The 20863-nt window shown below is 37.3% G+C and carries 9 protein-coding genes; 4 read left to right on the plus strand and 5 right to left on the minus strand.

The annotated features are described in order from the left end of the window. Positions 1–57: 57 nt before the first annotated feature. The 3 genes from KIK00_RS22005 to KIK00_RS22015 all read right to left on the minus strand — a co-directional run bounded on the left by KIK00_RS22005 (position 58) and on the right by KIK00_RS22015 (position 5584). Positions 58–1089, minus strand: a complete 1032-nt coding sequence (locus tag KIK00_RS22005; RefSeq protein ID WP_255814387.1) for a bestrophin family protein — start codon at positions 1087–1089, stop codon at positions 58–60. A gap of 205 nt (positions 1090–1294) precedes the next feature. Continuing rightward, a complete protein-coding gene (locus KIK00_RS22010) occupies positions 1295–3367 on the minus strand; it encodes a thiamine pyrophosphate-dependent enzyme (protein ID WP_255814388.1) in 2073 nt (690 codons plus the stop codon). A gap of 75 nt (positions 3368–3442) precedes the next feature. Next, positions 3443–5584 carry a S8 family peptidase gene (locus tag KIK00_RS22015; protein WP_255814389.1) on the minus strand — a complete coding sequence of 714 codons (2142 nt, stop codon included), beginning with the start codon at positions 5582–5584 and terminating at the stop codon, positions 3443–3445. A gap of 256 nt (positions 5585–5840) precedes the next feature. On the opposite strand from KIK00_RS22015, the gene dnaE reads away from it, so the two are divergent. The 4 genes from dnaE to KIK00_RS22035 all read left to right on the plus strand — a co-directional run bounded on the left by dnaE (position 5841) and on the right by KIK00_RS22035 (position 19609). Continuing rightward, positions 5841–10508, plus strand: coding sequence for a DNA polymerase III subunit alpha (gene dnaE, locus KIK00_RS22020; RefSeq protein ID WP_255814390.1), 4668 nt, complete (start codon positions 5841–5843; stop codon positions 10506–10508). Between the two features lie 345 nt (positions 10509–10853). Further along, positions 10854–14132, plus strand: a complete 3279-nt coding sequence (locus KIK00_RS22025; protein WP_255814391.1) for a fibronectin type III domain-containing protein — start codon at positions 10854–10856, stop codon at positions 14130–14132. A gap of 165 nt (positions 14133–14297) precedes the next feature. Then, the gene (locus KIK00_RS22030) at positions 14298–17111 is read left to right on the plus strand and encodes a T9SS type A sorting domain-containing protein (RefSeq protein WP_255814392.1); all 2814 of its coding nucleotides are present in this window, start codon (positions 14298–14300) and stop codon (positions 17109–17111) included. A gap of 173 nt (positions 17112–17284) precedes the next feature. After that, positions 17285–19609 carry a GEVED domain-containing protein gene (locus KIK00_RS22035; RefSeq protein WP_255814393.1) on the plus strand — a complete coding sequence of 775 codons (2325 nt, stop codon included), beginning with the start codon at positions 17285–17287 and terminating at the stop codon, positions 19607–19609. Between the two features lie 167 nt (positions 19610–19776). On the opposite strand, the gene KIK00_RS22040 is transcribed toward KIK00_RS22035, so the two are convergent. Further along, positions 19777–19935 (minus strand): hypothetical protein, encoded by a 159-nt coding sequence (locus tag KIK00_RS22040; protein ID WP_255814394.1) that lies wholly within the window; start codon positions 19933–19935, stop codon positions 19777–19779. Positions 19936–19978: 43 nt separating this feature from the next. Then, positions 19979–20806 carry an ion transporter gene (locus KIK00_RS22045; RefSeq protein WP_255814395.1) on the minus strand — a complete coding sequence of 276 codons (828 nt, stop codon included), beginning with the start codon at positions 20804–20806 and terminating at the stop codon, positions 19979–19981. Positions 20807–20863 lie beyond the last annotated feature (57 nt).

Below are 20863 nucleotides of genomic sequence, written 5' to 3' on the forward strand. Positions count from 1 at the left end.
AATATTTTTTACAGCGATTCTAAAATTCAGGTTTTATTAAAAAAGATAACTGAAAAATTAAACCAATACACCGTTTTTAGAAGAAATAGGATCCGGAAGGTCTGTTTCTCCACTCATCTGAAGAAGATCGATTTCAATCGTTCTGCAGATAGAAAGCATAGGAACATCAAACATCAATCCTGCAAAAGGGTTTTCTGAATAATCTCCTACCAGTTCCATAATGATGTAGATCCATCCGATGATGATACAGAACGGAATAGAAGTCCAGATTCCCCAATCTCCAAGTTTCGCAAACTCATTGACTAATCCTAACGGAAGAAGCATGATAAAAAGAATATTGAAAACAAAGGCTGTGCTGGCAAACTGTCTTGGGGAAGGGAATTTTTTGATTCTTTCTGCCTGTCCCTGAAAATTATAGAATTCATTCAAAGCATTCTGCAGCTGAGTCTGGTTGAATTCTGTAATAGCTCCCATGTTTTTAAGCTCATTGATGTCTTTTGCCTGTTGAGATACCAGGTAAGTGGCAAAGTTTTTATAATCATTTTTAAGTTCATACTCTTCCTCCGAAAGATATTTGTGCAGGAAAATAGGAGCTCTTCCGTAATCCGGAAACCCAGCTTTGATCAATCTGTTTCTTCTCAGGTTGATATTCCCGAATTTATTATTTTCTGTACTGATATGCTCCCATTCTGTAGGAATCAGAAGCTGTTCACGGAAAGTGTATAACCATGCAATATGACGATAAACGATTCTTTTTTTACGGTCTTCAAGATCAAAAACACCAATTCCTTCATTTTTGGTATCAAAGGCATACACCATAGATGCAAACGAACGGCTGGAGTTCACAATTCCGCCCCAGATTTTTCTGGCTTCCCAAAGTCTGTCATAGGCCTGGTTATTTTTAAAACCCACAAGGAACGCTTCTGCTGTACCAATCAGTGCAACAGGAACCCATGGAATCGTCATCCAGTGCCAGTTGAAGAAATAAAAGAAAACAGCAATCAATGTACACCAGATAGAGATTAGGATAAGATGTACACCGGCAAGATTGAGAACCTGTTTATAATTGACGTATTTGGTTGTGATCATAAAGATGGATGTGTTTTGCGTGTAGAGACAAAATAAATACCAAACTGTGACTGATTTGTTTTGTAATGCCTGTCAGATAATAGATAGTTAAGTTTTATTGGTTATAATTGTCTAGAATTGAGATTGATAATCTTAAATAAAAGTAGTGAAAAAATTGCATAAAAAAACCTCTAAAAATTTTTAGAGGTTTTAATTTTATATAAACTTAATATTTAAGCATTTCTTCAATCTTACTGCTGAGCTTTTCAGCATTTGGAAGCATTTCTTTTTCCAGTACCAGATTGATAGGAACAGCAGGTACATCCAGCGATCCCATTGTTTCTACAGGTGCGTCAAGATATTTGAAGCAGTTTTTAGAAATACGGTGTGCAAATGCTTCTGCAAAAGAGTTGTTAAGCTGTTCTTCAGTGAGAACAATACATTTTCCGTGAGCTTTTACTCTTTCAAAAACGAGCTCTTCGTCAAGAGGAATTAATGTTCTTAAGTCGATCACCTCAACTCTTCCGTTGAAATTCTTAGCGGCTTCTTTGGCCCAGTAAACGCCCATTCCGTAAGTAACTACTAATAAGGTTCTGCCTTTTTCAGTTTCATTCTTATCAGCTTCAATGATTACTTTTCCTTTTCCAAATGGAAGAACATAGTCTTCAGCAGGTTCTATTGTTTTAGCATCTTCGGTTCCCGGAACTTTGCTCCAGTATAATCCCTTGTGCTCCAGCATTACTACCGGATTCGGATCATAATAAGCTGATTTTAATAATCCTTTGAAATCGGCGGCATTACTTGGATATGCTATTTTGATTCCTTTGATGTTGGCTAAGATACTTTCAACACTTCCGCTGTGATAAGGACCGCCTCCGCCATATGCTCCGATTGGAACACGGATAATGTTGCTTACAGGGAATTTTCCACCACTTAAATAGTTAGATTTTGAAATCTCTGTAATTAACTGATTGATTCCCGGATAAATATAATCTGCAAACTGAACCTCAACAATTGGTTTCAGCCCAACAGCGCTCATTCCGGCAGTAGATCCAATGATGTAAGCCTCCTGAATTGCTGTGTTGAATACTCTTTTGTTTCCGAATTTTTTCCCTAAAGTCACCGTTTCACGGAAAACCCCACCGATTCTTTCTCCTACGTCCTGTCCGTAAAGAAGGGCTTCAGGGTGTTTCCACATCAATTCCTGTATGGCGTGAATGGCAGCATCTACCATTACAATTTTTTCTCCGTTGGCAGGTTCACGTGTTCCTGTTTCCTCTGTAATTGGAGTAGGAGCAAAAACGTGCTGCATTACGGTTTCAGGCTTCGGATCTTCTGCATTCTTAGCTTTTTCAAAAGCTTCTTCTGCTTCAAGACGGGCTTTTTTAGTGATTTGCTTTAAAAGATCTTCATCAGTGCCTGTTTCCAGTAAATGTTTTCTAAGGATTTCTCCTGGATCTTTAGCTCTATGTTTTGTTAAATCTTCTTCGTCTCTGTAAAATTCTCTTCTTACTCCAGAAGTATGATGTCCTATCAACACAGTTTTTGCACAGACAACCAAAGGCTTTCTTTCTGTTCTTACAAAATCTACTGCTTTTTTCATGGCTTCGAAACTTTCCACGAAATCAGTTCCGTCTACTCTCATTCTGCTTAATCCCGTGAATCCTGCTACAAAATCATAGGCATCACAGGTTCTTGCCTCATCCTTCGTTACGGAAATTCCCCATTCGTTATCCTGAACCAGGAATATAATAGGAAGCTGATGTAAAGCTGCAAACTGTAAAGCCTCACTCACTTCACCTTCTGTAACAGAATTGTCTCCAAGGCTGCATACTACAACAGGGTTATTTTCGAACTCCTGAAGATTGAAGTCCTGTATGTATTTGATTCCCTGAGCTACTCCTGTAGTAGGGATAGTTTGCATTCCGGTTGCGGAACTCTGGTGAACAATTTTGGGTTTGTTTTCATCCCTGCTGGAAGGATGGGAATAATAAGATCTTCCTCCTGAAAAAGGATCATCAGCTTTAGCCAGTAATTGAAGCATTAACTGATAGGGTTCAAAACCGATTCCTAAAAGAATACTTTCGTCTCTGTAATAAGGAGAAACCCAGTCTTCTTTCTTTAACTGATAGGCTGTTGCAAGCTGTATAGCTTCGTGACCTCTTGAAGTACTATGAACGTATTTACAGACATTTCTGTTTTCTTCGTAAATATCAGCCATTGCTTTGGCCAGCATCATGTGATTATACGCTTTGAGCAATATATCCTGAGAAACTTTTTCGTGAAGTGCATTTTCCATAGGAAGCAAATATACACAAAAAAACAAAATACTAACAACTGTTAGTATTTTGTAAAAAATCTTTGTCTATATAGGTTATTCCTTGATCACTTTTTTAGAAATAACATCTTTGTCTGTTTTTATTTCAATGATGTAAATTCCTTTTGTGTATGCGGATAAATCTATTTGTTCTTTGTCATTGTTAATGATTCCGTTTTGTAATTTTTTACCTGTAAGATCATATACATTGAAAGTGGATTTTTTAGGTGCTTTCAGGATGTTTGTAAAGTCCTTCGTAATCGTAGGGGAAATGGCCAGATTATTAAGAGGATTTGTGGTTTCTTTAGTTCCTAATAGTTCAGTAAATCCTGTTACAATGACAGAATAGTTTTGAGGAGCATTTCCTCCTGAATTGTTTTTCAGTATGCCTTTGTTCGTAATTTCTATTTTATAAGTTCTTCCTGCAACCGGAGCGTCAATCACAACCTGTTCCACATTATCTACAGTATTGTCTCCTTTGGTAGCTGGAGTCATTGGATTGTTAGCATCAAGTTTCCAAGGGTAATACACTGTATTTGTAGTGGTATCTGTAATTTTCAGATCCAAATCGTTAATCAGCTTAGAGCTTCTGTTATTGTAGATATTTCCCCATTGATTGGTAAAGTTTGTGAACTCAGGATCTATCCATGATATAGTTACCTTTAATGGTTCTGAGCCTGATGCCTTTACTGTTTTTACATTGGCAACTCCGCTGTTTAAGGTTTCATCATTAAAAATAATACTGTTGTTGGATTTTCCTACAAGAAGTTCAGCTCCTTTTTTAGCATCAATAAAACCCCATCCGAATTGTGGATCAGGACCTATGTTGCCTGCTTCTTTTGCTGAGTGTACCATTAAGGTTTTTGCTGATGCAGCATTTAATAAGTTTCCGGAAAACAGTTGTTTGTTAATCTGAGTCCAAAGTCCAACTATACCCGTAACTACAGGAGCAGAATAAGAAGTACCGTCTCCTATGTCAATTTTGCTGCTTCCTGTGGCATTATTATCAGTCCATGCACTGGCGACACTTGTTCCTACCGCGGTAATGTCCGGTTTGATACCACCATCATCTCTTGGTCCCGCACTGCTGTAAACGGAATGGATAACATCTGAAGAAGCGGTATATCTTCCGTTATTAGTTGTAATTCTATCAGCAGCAGCTACAACAATAATATTTTTACCTAAAGAACCAATTCCTATACAGTCATATCCCTGTGCACAATTGTTTTGAGGTAGTGTATCAGTAGCTGTAAACTCTACTAAATTTCCCGAATTGTCTTTGTAATACTTTTTATAAGTACTTGTAGCAGCACTAGGTCCACCACCAAATGAGTTTCCGGCAGATTTTACAATGATATATGAAGGGTTGTTGTATACAATCTGATCATAATCACGGTCATTGGTATGATAAGTTCCCTGAGCATCAAAAGATGTGTTTGGACTAGTAAAGGCTCCATTCCATACCCATGAAGGTTCATTGTTAATCAGTTGAGGGTCTGCCCATCCCTGATTGCTTCCATAGGAATGATTAGAAACATTAGGCTGGGCTTTAATAATTTTTTGAAATACTGTACTTTGTACTGTTTCTCCATCCAATATAGAAGTCCCGAAAGCATAAGCATCTATTGTAGAGTTGGGTGCGATCCCTTTGAAATTAACCTGTCTTGTTGTACCATCATTAAAAGTCACGGTGTATGGATAATCTTTTGCACCTATAAAGCTGGAAACAGCTGTTGCATGATCACCGTAGTTGACGGTGCTGCTTTCTTTATTTGTTATTCTATTGGGTAGATTGTTAAAAAAAACGTGACCAGCAAATACTCTTGCTACACTAGAAGCGGTACTGCCATCAAAGATGGTAAACTTAATACCTTCCCCATTAAAAGAACCCGTTAATCCCGTAACAGTTCCTCCCTGTAAAAAATCAGAATTAGAGTTTTTGATTTGGTCACCATCATGTGCCTGCAGGAAATAAGGTCTGTTATCGGGTAAAAAACCTGCCAGATTAGCTCTCTGCTGTTCAATCTGCTTTAAAACTTCAGGACTTCTGTTAGAGCCAAATCGTTTAGATACATAGTTGTCAAACTTGTCATTGTTCTCTATTCTCTGCCGTTCAAATTGTCTGTTTAATTCTTCGTTGTTTTGTGCACTTATCAGTGAAACAAACAAAGAACTAATTAAAAGTAGTTGTTTCTTCATTTTAGGTGGTAAATTGTTAAAAAGTATAGTTGATCAAAATTATATTAAAAATTTAATAACCAGTTGTGTTTTAATAGATAACTCTAATTTTTTAATATAATTTTAATTTAACTTAAAAAATTAGAGTTATTATGTAAGAATGTTATATTTATTTTATTTTGAATATTATTGATTCTTTGTATTGTGGTCATAAAACAATTATTGGAAAAAATGGAGTAACTTTACATTCTCTTTTATAAAAAAGTTAGAACATTATATGTATTTAATTTTTGACACAGAAACAACAGGTTTACCAAAAAATTTCAACGCTCCGCTTTCAGATTCGGATAACTGGCCAAGAATGGTTCAGATCGCATGGCAGGTGCATGATGATGATGGGAACTTGATTGAAAATCAGGATTATATAATAAAACCTGAAGGGTATGATATTCCCTTCAACGCAGCCCGTATTCACGGTATTACAACGAAAATTGCCAATGAAGAAGGCCGTGACCTTGAAGAGGTTTTAAAAGAATTTGCTGAAGTTTTAGATAGGGTAAGAGTCGTTTCCGGACACAATGTGGAATTCGATTACAATATCGTAGGAGCAGAGTTTTACAGAAAAAACCTTAAAGACAATCTACAGGAAAAACCCAGAGCGGATACCATGATTTTGGGAACCGACTTCTGCCAGTTAGGTGGAGGAAGGGGAGGAAGATACAAATCTCCAAAACTTGAAGAACTTTACGAAAAGCTTTATGGAAGTAAGTTTGATGAAGCCCATAATGCTGCTGCCGACGTAAATGCTACGGCAAGAGCTTTCTTTGAAATGATAAGAATTGGGGTGGTTCCCGCAGAAACATTAAAGATTTCTGAGGATCAGCTTGCATATTTCAAGAGCCTTTATCCCGATCCGATAAAACCTTTTAATATTGTTATCAGAAGGCAGGTTGCAGATTTTCATAATAAGAAAAAGCAGCAGGATTTCGGAAGTGTTGATGAAATTGATCTGGGTAAATATTTCAATTTTGACAATCACAGTGTTTTCTCAACACTAATGGCCACTTCAAGCATTAATGATTTAATTAAAAAAGCTACAGATGACAATTTTCCTGCCGTTGGGATGGTGGATTTGGGAAATATGATGGGGGCCTTTAAATTTGTTTCAGCAATTGAAGGGGCAAATGCTGACCGTGCAAAAAAACATAAAGAATATCTGGCGAAAAAACAGGAAGCTGAAGAAAACGGAGAAGAATTTAATGAGGCTGAACCTGTTTCCGAACCTTTAATTCCTGTAGTGGGTTGTGAATTTTATATTTCAGACCGTTACGAACAGAAGCAGTTTACAAAAGATGATCCTGACAGAAGAACCCAGGTGGTTTTGTTAGCGAAAGATTTTGAAGGATATAAAAACTTGGCAAAACTTTCAAGTATTGGTTTCTTAAAAGGATTTTATTTTGGAGTTCCCAGAATCAGCCGTGAATTGATTGCTGAATATAAACAAGGTTTAATTGCTCTGACTTCCGGAATTCTGGGAGATATTCCGGATGCTATTTTAAATACCGGTGAACAGAAAGGAGAGGAGCTTTTCAAATGGTGGAAAGATACTTTTGAAGATGACTTTTATGTACAGATTCAAAATCATAAACTGCCTGAAGAAGAACACTTAAATGATGTTTTACTGCATTTTGCAGATAAATATAATGTTAAGATTTTAGCGCAGAACGAAACTTTTTATACCAATAAAGATGATTCTAATATTCAGGACATTGTAAGCTGTATTAAAGACGGCGAAAAATTGACAACTCCTGTCGGAAAAGGCTTTGGAAAGAGAAGAGGGTTGGCTACAGGAGAATATTATATCAAAAATTCTGACGAAATAAAAGAAGCGTTTTTAGCTTATCCTGATGCTTTTGATGCTTATGAAGAATTTACTTCAAAATTCAAGCCCTATACATTAAAAAGAGATGTATTACTTCCAAAATTTGATATTCCGGAAGAATTTATTCATGCTGAAGATGAGATTGATGGAGGGAAGCGTGGTGAAATGGCGTATTTGACGCATTTAACATATGAAGGAGCGAAAAAAAGATATGCAGAAACCGGAATCACAGACGAAATTAAAGAACGTTTAGATTTTGAACTGGAAGTAGTTGCCAATACGGGGTATCCCGGTTATTTCCTGATTGTACAGGATTTTTGTAATGAAGCAAGAAAAATGGGCGTTTGGGTTGGTCCAGGCCGTGGTTCTGCTGCAGGTTCTGCCGTAGCATATTGTACGGGAATTACCAATGTGGATCCTATTAAGTATGATTTGCTTTTTGAGAGATTTCTGAATCCGGAAAGGGTTTCCATGCCGGATATTGATATTGACTTTGATGATGAGGGACGTGATAAAATCATTAAATGGGTAGTTGAAAAATACGGTAAAAATCAGGTAGCACAGATTATTACGTACTCGGTTTTAGGAGGGAAATCTGCGATTAAAGATGCGGGAAGAGTGTTGGATGTTCCGATTCCTGATACAAATAATATTGCAAAATTAATTCCGCCAAGTCCGGGGATGAACATTGCAAAAGCTTTATCTAAATATGATAAACTAAAACCGGAAGAACAGATGCTTGTTGATGAAATGAGATATGTTCTGAACAGTCCGGATGATGCCCGTCATGACGTACTTGCGAGTGCCAAAAAAATGGAAGGCTGTATCAGAAATACCGGTATTCATGCCTGCGGGGTGATTATTACCCCGGAAGATGTAAGTAACCTGGTTCCGGTAACTATCGCCGCAAAAGATGCAGATATTCTGGTTTCACAGTTTGATAACTCTGTGGCGGAAAGTGCTGGTCTTCTGAAGATGGACTTCCTGGGGTTGAGAACTTTGACGATCATTAAAGATGCGTTGAAACTGGTAAAAGCAAGACATGGCTTAGACATTGATCCGGATCTTATTCCGCTTGATGATACAAAGACTTATCAATTATTTAAAGAAGGACGGACGGTAGGGATTTTTCAATATGAAAGTCCAGGGATGCAAAAATATATGAGAGAGCTTAAGCCAACGGTTTTTGCTGATCTTATTGCAATGAACGCTTTGTATCGTCCGGGTCCGATCAAATACATTCCAAACTTTATCAACAGAAAGCACGGAATTGAAGAGATCGTTTATGATTTACCTGAAACAGAAGAATATTTAAAAGAAACATACGGGATTACCGTTTATCAGGAGCAGGTAATGCTTTTGTCCCAGAAGCTGGCCAACTTTACAAAAGGTGAAGCCGATACTTTGAGAAAAGCGATGGGTAAAAAGCAGATCGATGTCCTTAATAAAATGTACCCTAAATTCATTGAAGGAGGCAGAAAAAACAATCTGAATGAAGAAAGGCTGGAGAAAATCTGGAATGACTGGAAAGCCTTTGCGGAATATGCCTTTAATAAATCTCACTCCACTTGCTACGCATTTATTGCTTACCAGACAGCCTATCTGAAAGCCAATTATCCTGCAGAATATATGGCGAGTGTGATGAGTAATAACATTAACAATACGGATTCAATTACCATGTTTATGGAGGATTGTAAAAGTATGGGAGTAGATGTATTGGGACCGGATGTGAATGAATCTCAATATAAATTTTCTGTAAACGAAAAAGGACAGATCCGTTTCGGATTGGGAGCAATCAAAGGAATTGGAGAAGGTCCGAGTGAGGGAATTACACGAGAAAGAGCGAACGGAAGATTCAAAAATATTTATGATTTTTTTGAAAGAATTTTGCCTTCGCAAATGAATAAAAGAGTAGCAGAAAGTTTGGTGCTTGCAGGAGCTTTTGATGAATTGGATTCTTTCCATAGAGGTCAGTATTTTGATATTGATATGGCCGGAAGAACGAATCTTGAAAGATTGATCAGATATGGACAAAGCTTCCAGGAGAGTAAAAATGAAATGGAACATTCTCTTTTTGCGGATTTTGCAGAAGAAGTACAGATTGAGCAGCCGAAATTAGCACCTTGCCCTGAATGGCCAAATATGCATAAACTTAACAAAGAAAAAGAAACGATCGGATTTTATCTTTCTGCACATCCTTTGGATGAATTTAAATACCAATACCAGTTTATGCAGGGTCAGCTTTCTAAAAAGGCAGTGTTGGAAAAGGATGAGGAAAAAGTAGCTATAGATGAGGTTCCTATTTTGGAAAAAGATTCCATTGATGAGGTTGCAGATCTTGTAGAAATTGTTTCTGATGACATCGTTGCCGGTGAAGAGGAAGAGGTTATAGAAGAAGTAACAAAAAAAGCTGAACCAAAAGGAGTTTTTCATTTTTTGAATCTTGATGAAGTGGATGCCTATAAAGAGCAGGCTTTCGCAAATAAACAGGAGGAGCTTTTTGAAGAAAAGAAAAAAGACTGGAAGACTTTACAGAAAGAAAGAGAAAACGGTGGCGGCGGAAAAGAATATACCGTTGCTGGTCTGATTACGGAGTATGTGGTAAAAGATGGTTTCAGAAGCGGCGAAAAAGTAGCTTTTGTTACCCTGGAAGATTATTCGGGATCATATTCATTCAGATTGGGAGACAGGGATTATATGAGGCTGAAGGAAAAGCTGGAGGTTCAGAGATTTGTTATTTTCAAAATAAAATTTGCTCAGGTGAAGGATGGAAGAGTCTTTGTTAATGTAAATGATGTAATAGAACTGCAGGAAGCATTTGAAAGGTTTGCGAAGAGTATATCTTTGGTTATGGACGTTATGGATGTGAGAGCTGAAGATCTGGACTTTTTCAGAACGGTGCTTGACAGAAATAAAGGAAATCAAAAGCTGAAATTCTTTATTAAAAATCTTGAGGATGACTCCCATATCGAAGTGCAGTCTATGAAACATTCGGTAGACTTGAATGGAGACTTGATTAAAGAAATTCAATTATTGAATAAATATGAATTCTATTTGAATTAAAGTAAAATATACTATTTAAAGAGAGTGGCTTAGGTCACTCTTTTTTTTGTTTACATATTGAGAGAATTGATGAAAATTTTTAAATAGTTTTTTGTATTGAATAGAAAAATATTCTGAAGTCTATTTTAATTATATAGTAAATTAAAATATTGATTGTTAGTGTTTTAATATTTTTCAACATATTGCGAAATATTTGTTAAAATTAAATAAACGTTTGATTATATCGTGTTTTAATGATGTTTTTATTTGTTTTTATTTAATGTTTTATGATATTTTCTGATGTTTTGGTTAAAATATGAATTAATATTTATACATTTACCGTCCTAATTTTTATTATTACTATTTATGAAGAAATTACTACTTTCGTGTTTAGCCTTCCTGAGTATGGGAGTCTATGCACAAACTAATGTCGCCAACTATACTTTTTCAAAAAGTAGCGGGGTGGCGTACACCTCAATTACTGGGGGGACAAAATTATTTCCTACCGGGACTAATACAACTTATGATAATGAGGTGTCTGCAGCAATTCCTCTATCTTCTCCTTTTACTTTCGGTGGTGTTGCAATGACAACCTGTTATGTGAGTGCAAATGGTTTTATAACCTTTGGAGCTGCGCCTTCAGGGACAAACTATACACCAATGTCGAGTCTTGGATCAACGACAGGGGCAATTTCTGCTTTTGGGCAGGATGGAGGTTTTTCATCATCAGATGCAACACAGCCGCCGGGAAATCATGAAGTTCGATATGAGGATCTCGGAACTGAATTTGTTGTACAATGGCAGGATCATGCTAATTACAGCAATAGATCTTCTGAAAGATTAAATTTTCAGATTCGTCTGGTGTATGCTACTGGCGAAATCAAAATTATATATGGAAACTGTACGGATCCTGGAATCAGTACCTCCAATAGTACTCCTCATGTAGGAATAAGAGGAAACAGTACCACTTATACTTCCAATGTAAATTCTCTGATGATTGGAAATGTGCCGTCTGGGACAACTTGTGATTGGTCTAAAGCTGTTACGGGCAGTGCTAATAACAGTACTATGCTTTTCTCCAGCACAACAAACGCAAGTGTTAAAATCCCAGCTGGCCTGCAATATAAATGGGTGCCTGGTACGCAGGCGCCGGTAAGAACTTTTGCTGCTGCAACTGCAATTACCAATAATGCTGCAACTGTAAATTGGACTGCCCCAACGGGTGCTACAGCTTACAATGTGCAGTATAGAGCAGTTGGAAGCTGTGATTGGACTGATTTCGTTGGTAATCCGGTTTCTGCTGCTACTGCTACAATTACGGGTCTTACCCAGAATACAACCTATCAGGTGCAGGTACAGGCTTTAAATGGTGCCGTACAATCTGTATACTCGCATATTCCAAATGCTGCCGGAACAGGGAACGGCTATGCATCTACAGGATCTTTTACAACTGCAGCTAACTGTGCAAGTACCGTTACCGGTCTTTCTTCTTCTGCTATAACCCCTGAATCTGCTGCAATAAGCTGGACAGCTTCCACAACACCTCCAGGTAATGGATATGAATATTATTATTCTACATCTTCAACTACACCAATCTCAACCGTTACTCCTTCAGGCTCTGTTGGTGCTGGGGTAATTACTGCAAATTTATCAGGCTTAAATCCTTCAACTCAATATTATTATTGGGTGAGAGGAAACTGTAATGGAACTGATAAAGGAGTGTGGTCAAGTTCTGCCAACTTTACAACTTTAGGTCTTTGTCCGACAGTCACTGCTCCGACATCTAGTGCTACAGGAGTAAGTGTGACACCTACAATAACATGGACTGCCATAAATGGAGCTGCAGGTTACAAACTAAAAGTTGGAACAACTTCAGGAGGAAATGACATCTTAGATATGGATATCGCTGGTGGTGCTAATAGTTCTTATACATTAGCTGCGCCTTTAAATTTTGCTACTACCTACTATTACTCTGTTACTGCATATACAGCTAATATTGCAGGGCCGGCTACGGCATGTACAGTAAGATCATTCCAAACAGTATGTAATTCAGCAAACTTGCCGTATACTTTAGATTTTGAAAATGTTACGACACCTGCTTTACCAATTTGTACAACTGTTATTAATAGTGGTTCGGGGAATTTATGGAAAACGGCAACTGCTCCAACTGGTTTTACAGGAAAAGTACTTAACTATTCATATAATAGCAGTAATGCTGCCAATACATGGTTCTTTACACAAGGTTTAAATCTTACAGCCGGAGTTAGCTATAGAATCAAATATAAATATGCAAATGCAACCGGAGCAACACAATATCCTGAAAAAGTAAAAGTTGCTTACGGATCTTCTGCTACAAGTGCAGCGATGACAAATACCATAGCTGATCACGGTAATATTATCGGTGGAACTGTTACAAATACGTTTACAGACTTTACGCCAAGTACAACAGGGGTTTATTATATCGGATTCCAGGCATATTCTCTTGCTGATATGAATCAAATCTATGTTGATGATATTTATATTGATGTTACTCCTACTTGTTCAGAGCCGTCAGGTATTACTGTTTCAGCTATTACAACCAATGGAGCAAATGTTTCATGGACTGCACCTGCTACGGTACCGGGAAGCGGCTATGAATATTACTATTCTACAAGTAATACAGCTCCTACAGCCTCTACTACTGCTTTAGGAAGCAGTACTACAACCTCAGCTCCATTATCCGGATTATCTCCTTCTACTACGTATTATTTATGGGTAAGATCTGTATGTAGTACTTCTGATAAGAGTATATGGACTTCGGTTACTAGCTTTAATACACTTTGTGGAGCAGTTATGGCACCTTTTGCTCAAAACTTTGATGGTGGAGCAGCACCAAACTGTTGGAATAATGTAAACCCTACAGCAACGGGTACTGATGCTAACCTTTTCTGGAAGTTCTCAGGAGCTGCAGATTATGGTGCAAGTCCAGCTAACAACGGAAAAGCAGCAGGTACATATGCGTGGGTAGATGCAAGTTCACCATATTCAGGAGCAGGTACCAATACCGTACAATTGGTTACTCCTTCTGTAAATTTAACAGGATTAACTGCGCCACTTGTTTCTTTTGATTGGTTTAAAAATCATTCAATGTCAACCACCACAACAGTTACTCCATCTACCTACGATAATAATAAACTTACTGTAGAAGTGAATGACGGAAATGGCTGGGTAGTTATCTTTACTGATACAACCAACTTAAATCAGTGGAGAACGGTTGCTGTTCCTTTAGCTGCTTCTTATATCGGAGCTACTATTCAGGTGAGATTTACTGTAGATAAAAACGTAAACGGTAACGGGTATTTCTATGATGATGTTCTTTTAGATAATGTTGAAGTAAAGCAAAATCCTAATCTGGCAACTTCTGAAACTGCAGCAAAAGATCATAAGCTAACTGTATATCCTAATCCATTTACTGATATGTTAACAATCTCTGATGTATCCAAGGTACAGTCTGTTTCAATTGTTGATGTTTCAGGAAGACTAATTAAGACTATTGAGAAACCTTCTTCTGAACTTCAGTTGAGAGATCTTAAAGAAGGATTGTATCTAGTTGTTTTGAATATGAAAGACGGATCTAAACAAACCGTTAAAGCAATTAAAAGATAAGATTTTATTAATCATTCTATGAAACGACAGCTATTTGGCTGTCGTTTTTTTTATTTGTGGTGTAGATATCTATGGACCCATCATTATATCTTTTTTAAAAACTTAAAAAAAGATATTTCAAATTATTGTAAATTCGTGGATGTACTAATAACCAAAAACTTATACATGAAAAAAATCTTGTTTTTATGCTTACTGATGGTAAGCATTGTACTGAATGCTCAGATCAAATTAGGTGCAGGAAGTACAGACATGGGTAATGCTCCGGTCAATAGTGGTTTTACCTTCTCTTATTCTCAGCAGATTTATACAAAACAAGAAATCAATGCTGACGCAGCAGGTAATATTACCGGACTTAAATTTTACTTAACGCCTTCTGCAAATCCCGCTTATTTATCAAGCTGGGTGGTTTATTTAGGCCACACCACAAAAAATTCTTTAAATTATCAGACAGGCTGGATTCCCGTTGGGGAAATGACACAAGTTTATTCTGGTGCGGTTACTAATGTAAACGGAGTTGTAGAGGTTACATTTGCTACCCCTTTCCCATATGATAATGCAAGAAATTTAGTTATTGCAGTAGATGAAAATGGATTTAATTCTAATTCAAATAATCCGTTTTTTGTGTATAATACTATGGAGCAGGCTCTTTATACTGAGAATAATACCGTTAATCCGGACCCTGCAAATCCTCCAATTGGTCATTTTTTACCCTATAAGCCTGTAGTCAGTCTTATGGGATTAGTTCCCAATCCGTTACCGGATTGTCCGATAATTAATTATCCTGCAAACAATGCTTCGTCTGTACCGGTTCTGCCTAATTTTACGTGGGCTGCTGTACAGGGAGCTACAAGTTACAAAGTTTCAGTTGGAACTACTCCGGGGGGAACAGATATAGTTAATCAGCAGTCGGTAACGACAACAAACTTTACTCCGTCATCTCCACTTTTGGCAAGTACAGTTTATTATCTTAAAATAACAGCAGTGGGATTGGCAGGAGAGTCTTCCGGTTGTGTTAATCAGAAATTTACAACAGTGCCAGGTATACCCTTCAATGATGAGTGTATCAATGCTATAAATCTTACTGTAAATCCAGATGTGAATTGTGTGAGTTTTACCTCTGGGACTACTGTGATGTCAACTGTATCATCTCCTGCATCATCATGTGGTACGAGTACTGGTGATGTATGGTATAAGTTTACAGCTACTTCTTCTACCCATACAGTTAATCTGAAGGATGTAACCTCTGTACCATTAGGAGGTGGGTATGTTTATTTTCAGGTTTTAAAAGGTGATTGTGGTAATTTGACAAGTATATTATGTTCTGGTTCTGGATGTGGTTATGTGACTAGTGCATCCTGTCCTCTTTCTATAATTAATAATCTTACTGTCGGGGAAACTTATTATATAAAAGTGTTTAGTGGATCAGGCTATTCATCTCATAAATTTGATATATGTGTAGGAACAGTTCCACCGCCGCCATCCAATGATAATTGTACCAATGCTATAAGTGTTCCTGTGAATTCTGGAATGGATTGTATCAATGTTACTTCCGGAACAACTTTATCTTCAACGAAGTCTGCTGTATCTTGTGACTCTTTCTCCAGATATGATGTGTGGTATAAATTTATAGCAACTGATACCAAGCATATCATTAAATTGATTAATAAAGTTGCTGTGGGAGAACCAAACTCTTTGGGAGGATTAAATTTTAATGTGCTTGGTGGCAGTTGTGGTAATTCTGTATGTGTAGGAATGGGAGGGGCAGTTGGGCTTGTTACTGGTCTTACAGTGGGAGAAACTTATTATCTCAGACTATTTGATGTAGAAGGAAAACCCTATTCGGGTTTCAATTTTGATTTATGTATTACAAAAGATTTGACACCGATTCCAGTAAATGACGAATGTGCAAATGCGGTCTCTTTGGTCGTTAATCCGGATTTGACCTGTGTCGGGGGACTTGAAGGAAGTACTTTGGGAGCAACAGTTTCAACGATGTTACCAGCAGCTTCGTGTGCTGGAATCGGGGTACAGAATGACGTTTGGTTTAAGTTTGTTGCCACAGGAACCAGCCACAGAATTAGTTTTAAAAACATTCTGGATGTTGGAGTGAGTGGTGTACAGCAGGATATACGATTTGAGATTTTCAAAGGTAGTTGTAGTAGTTTAACAAGTGTAAAATGTGGTGGAAGCGTTAATAGTTCTAGTTACATTAATAACGTTTCGGGGCTGGTTGTAGGTGAAACCTATTATATAAGGGCATACAGTACAGGTGTTGGTATTACCGTTAAATTCAATATATGTGTGGGGACATTGCTGCCTCCTGTTAATGATGATTGTACTGGTGCTTTGCCGGTTTCAAACTTCCCATATACTTATACACAGGTTGATGCTGAGCATACTACCAATAATAACGGATTTATAAACTCTTGCAATTCTGGGATGAATGACGGAACATGGTTTACTTTCGTGGGTGATGGTTTCCTACATAAGATTACAGTTTCAAGACCTTTAAATAGCAGATTTAATTTTAGTATTGGTGCATATAAAGGAAGTTGTGGAAACTTGACGTGTGTAAAAAGAGTAGATTTTACTGGCTCAAGCCCGGTTATAATGGATTTGCCAACTGTTGCGGGAACCGTATATTATATAAATATTGGAGATCGGGATTACTATACTGATACAGTAGAAGGTATTTTTACTATTACTATAGAAAAGGTAACCAGTCTTGGTACTTCCGAGGTTTTCCAAAATACAGAAAGTATAGATGTATATCCGAATCCATTTACAAACGTACTGAATATTTCAAAAGCAGATAAGGTAAAATCAGTTTCTATTCTGGATTCTTCCGGAAGATTGGTTAAAACAATTGAAAAACCTTCTTCTGAACTTCAGTTGAGAGATCTTAAAGAAGGATTATATTTAGTTGTTTTGAATATGAAAGACGGATCTAAACAAGCCGTTAAAGCAATGAAGAGATAATATAATTTCTTAAAAAATAGAAAAGAGAGACTGTTCAATTTGTGCGGTCTCTCTTTTTTTTGAGTGAAATTGCCTTATGTTAAAAGAAAAGTTGTATTTGTTGTCATATGATGAAAAAAATATTTTTTTTATTGCTGATTTTCACTAGATTTGAGTAACTAATACTGATTTATATGAAAAATTTTTTACTCGTTGGTTTTTTAATAACTGGCTTTTTATCCTCCGCACAGACTTACTGTACGCCAGCATTTGCTAGTGGGTGTAGTGGAGGAGATGTGATAGATTCTTTTGCAATTCCGGGTGCCGGATTTGATCATGCGAATACAGGTTGTTCTACCGATGCCTATGGAGATTACACTTCTATGACGATCAATCTGAATGCAGGTTTAAACTATGATTTTAGCGTTAAACATGATTATAGTGATCAGAATGTGCGCATCTGGATAGATTTTAATAATGACGGAACTTTTGATGATGCAGCCCCCGAGCTTGTAGCTTCAGCAAGCAGTACTCTTGTAGGAGCTAACAATATTACTTCAGGGCTTATAACAATTCCTTCTACCGTAACTCCTGGTACTTACAGAATGAGAGTAGGAGATAGATTCTCCAGTGATCCTATTCCTTGTAATACAGATGGCTATGGAGAAGCACATGATTATACAGTTGTGATAGGAGCGGTTCCGACCTGTTTTGCCCCAACCAGCTTAACGGTTTCAGCTGTTACTACAAATACAGCTCAGATTGCATGGACAGCTCCAACTTCTGCTCCGGGCAGCGGCTATGAATATTATTACTCAACATCCAGTACATATCCTACGGCTGCTACTGTAGTTTCCGGAACTAGTAATGCTGTAACAGCTAATTTGTCTACACTTGCTCCGGCTACTGTTTATCACGTATGGGTACGTTCTGCATGCAGTACTACAGACAAGAGTGCATGGTCTCAAATGGCAACATTTATGACAGCTTGTGTTTCTGTTGGCGTGCCATACGCACTGGATTTCGAAAGTATAACTCCACCTGATCTTCCGAATTGCACCTCAGTAGTGAATGATGGTTCAGGAAATATGTGGGAAACTGGTGATCTGGACGCTCAAGGATTTACAGGAAATGTCCTTCAGTATTCTTATGACTATGCCAATAATGCTGATACCTGGTTTTTCACTAATGGAATCAACCTTACAGCAGGAGTTACTTATAGAGTTAAATATAAATATGCAAATGCAGAAGGATTTGTATATGCTGAGAAATTAAAAGTAGCCTACGGAACTTCAGCTACAGGTGCAGGAATGACCAATACACTGGCAGATCACCCGAATGTAGTTACCAGTACAGCAACAAGTGCTTTTGTGAACTTTACACCAACTACAACAGGGGTATATTATATTGGGTTCCAGGCATATTCTGATGCTAACATGAACCAGCTGTATGTAGATGATATTAATGTAGATGTTGCTCCTGCTTGTAGTGAGCCAACTGCTCTGGCTATTTCAAATATAACTGCCGGAGGAGCCACGGTTTCCTGGACAGCTGCCACTCCCGTACCTGCAAACGGATATGATATTTATTACAGCACAACCAATATAGCTCCTACAGCGGCAAGCACACCAAATTTCACAGGAGTTACAGCAACTACTTATAACATTCCAAGTTTAGCACCTTCCACTGCGTATCATGTATGGGTGAGATCTGCATGTAGTGCAACAAGCAAAAGCGCATGGAGTGATCCCGTTACATTTACTACGCTGTGTTCAAGTGCAAACCTTCCTTATCTAGTAGATTTTGAAAGTGTTACTACTCCGGATCTTCCTGGATGCACGATGAACACCAACATGGGATCCGGAAATAACTGGGAAACTGCAGATCCTCCTTCTGATAGCCAGGGATTTACTACCAATGTACTAAGATATCATTATAATTCTTCCAATTCAGCCAATGCATGGTTCTTTACTCAAGGATTGAACCTGACAGCAGGAGTACAATACACAATCAGCTATAAATATGGGAATAACTCATCTACCTATGCTGAAAAACTTAAAGTAGCTTACGGAACTTCACCGGTTGAATCTGCAATGACTAATTCAGTGGCAGATTATCCTTCAATCAACGATGAAATGGCTCATACAGAGTCTATAACGTTTACAGTTCCTGCTACCGGAGTGTATTTCTTTGGATTTAATGCCTATTCAGATGCGGACCAGTTTAATCTGTATGTAGATGATATAAGCATCAATAATGCGAACCTGGCAACATCTGAGGTTGCTGCAACAAAAAACAGTATCAGAGTATATCCTAATCCATTTACAGATGTATTGAATATCTCTGAAGTGAAAAATGTGAAAAATGTATCAGTAACGGATGTTACGGGAAGATTAGTGAAAACTATTGCAAACCCTGAATCTACGATACATTTAAGAGATTTAATGCAGGGCGTTTACTTAGTAACTTTAGAAATGAAAGACGGATCTAAGCAGACTATCAAAGCCATTAAAAAATAATTTATCATTTAAATAAAAAGAAAGAGACGGGTCATTAATGATCCGTTCTTTTTATTGCACAAACTTTGAAAATCAATGATTAAAAGAAAGATGAGCGAAAAAATTCACTCATCTTTTTTATTTTGTCATATGACTATTTTGTAATATAAATCATTAAGAATTATCCATTATTTATTAGGTACCGGCTGTATCTCTCCCTTATTCATAAGGTCAAAAACAGTAGGGAAGAACATTACTAATATAAAGTAGACGATGATCATCAGCACCACCAGTGCAAAAAGAATGATCACTAAACTATTCGGTTTGTTTTTCTTTTTTGATTCCATGATTTTGTGGTATTTTGTGAATAAATTATATTGATATTCAATATCAAGCTAATTTCTTGCCACACTTCTTGCAATACCTTGCATCATCATCAATATCTTCGTTACCACAGCGCTCACAGATCAGTTCCAGGTTTTGTCTCTTGTTTCTCATTTCTGCTGTTACAATACCGGTAGGAACTGCAATAATAGAGTAACCGGCCAGCATCAGAACAACTGCAAAAAACTTTCCTAAAGGCGTGATTGGGGATACATCACCATATCCTACAGTAGTTACCGTAACAACTGCCCAATAGATAGATTGAGGTATGGTTTCAAATCCCTGTCGTCCACCTTCCACCATAAACATCAGTGATCCTACAATAACTGAGAATATAATCAGGAATAAAAGGAAAATGTAAATTTTTCTCGAACTGTTTTTCAGAGCCCTTACAATAAGGTAGCCGTCATTCATAAAATCCAGTAAATTGAAAATCCTGAAAATCCTCAACATTCTCAGCATTCTGAAAATCAGGAAATACTTAGTGATAGGAAAGAAAAAGCTGAGGAAAAAAGGAACCAGAGCGAGAAAGTCTATTACCCCGAAAAAACTGAAAATATAACTTCTTTTATTCTTTACCACTGCAATACGCATAGAATACTCGAGAGTGAAGAAAATAGAAATCACCCACTCCAGAATCAGGAAAGTATAATGAAACCTTTTATCAAGCTTAGGTACACTTTCCATCATAATGATGGCAGTACTTGCAAGAATTAAAGATAGTAATATGATATCGAACAGTTTTCCGAGTCTGGTATCGGAGCGATAAATGATCCGGTAAAGGAATCTTTTCCAAAGAATGTCTTCAGGAATTAGATTATGTTCTCTTTCCATTTATATAGGTTATTTCACAGCGAAGTTAGTAATTTCTATAAAGTATAGGGTAAAGAT

The sequence above is a fragment of the Chryseobacterium sp. MA9 genome (assembly GCF_024399315.1).
Lineage (GTDB): Bacteria > Bacteroidota > Bacteroidia > Flavobacteriales > Weeksellaceae > Chryseobacterium.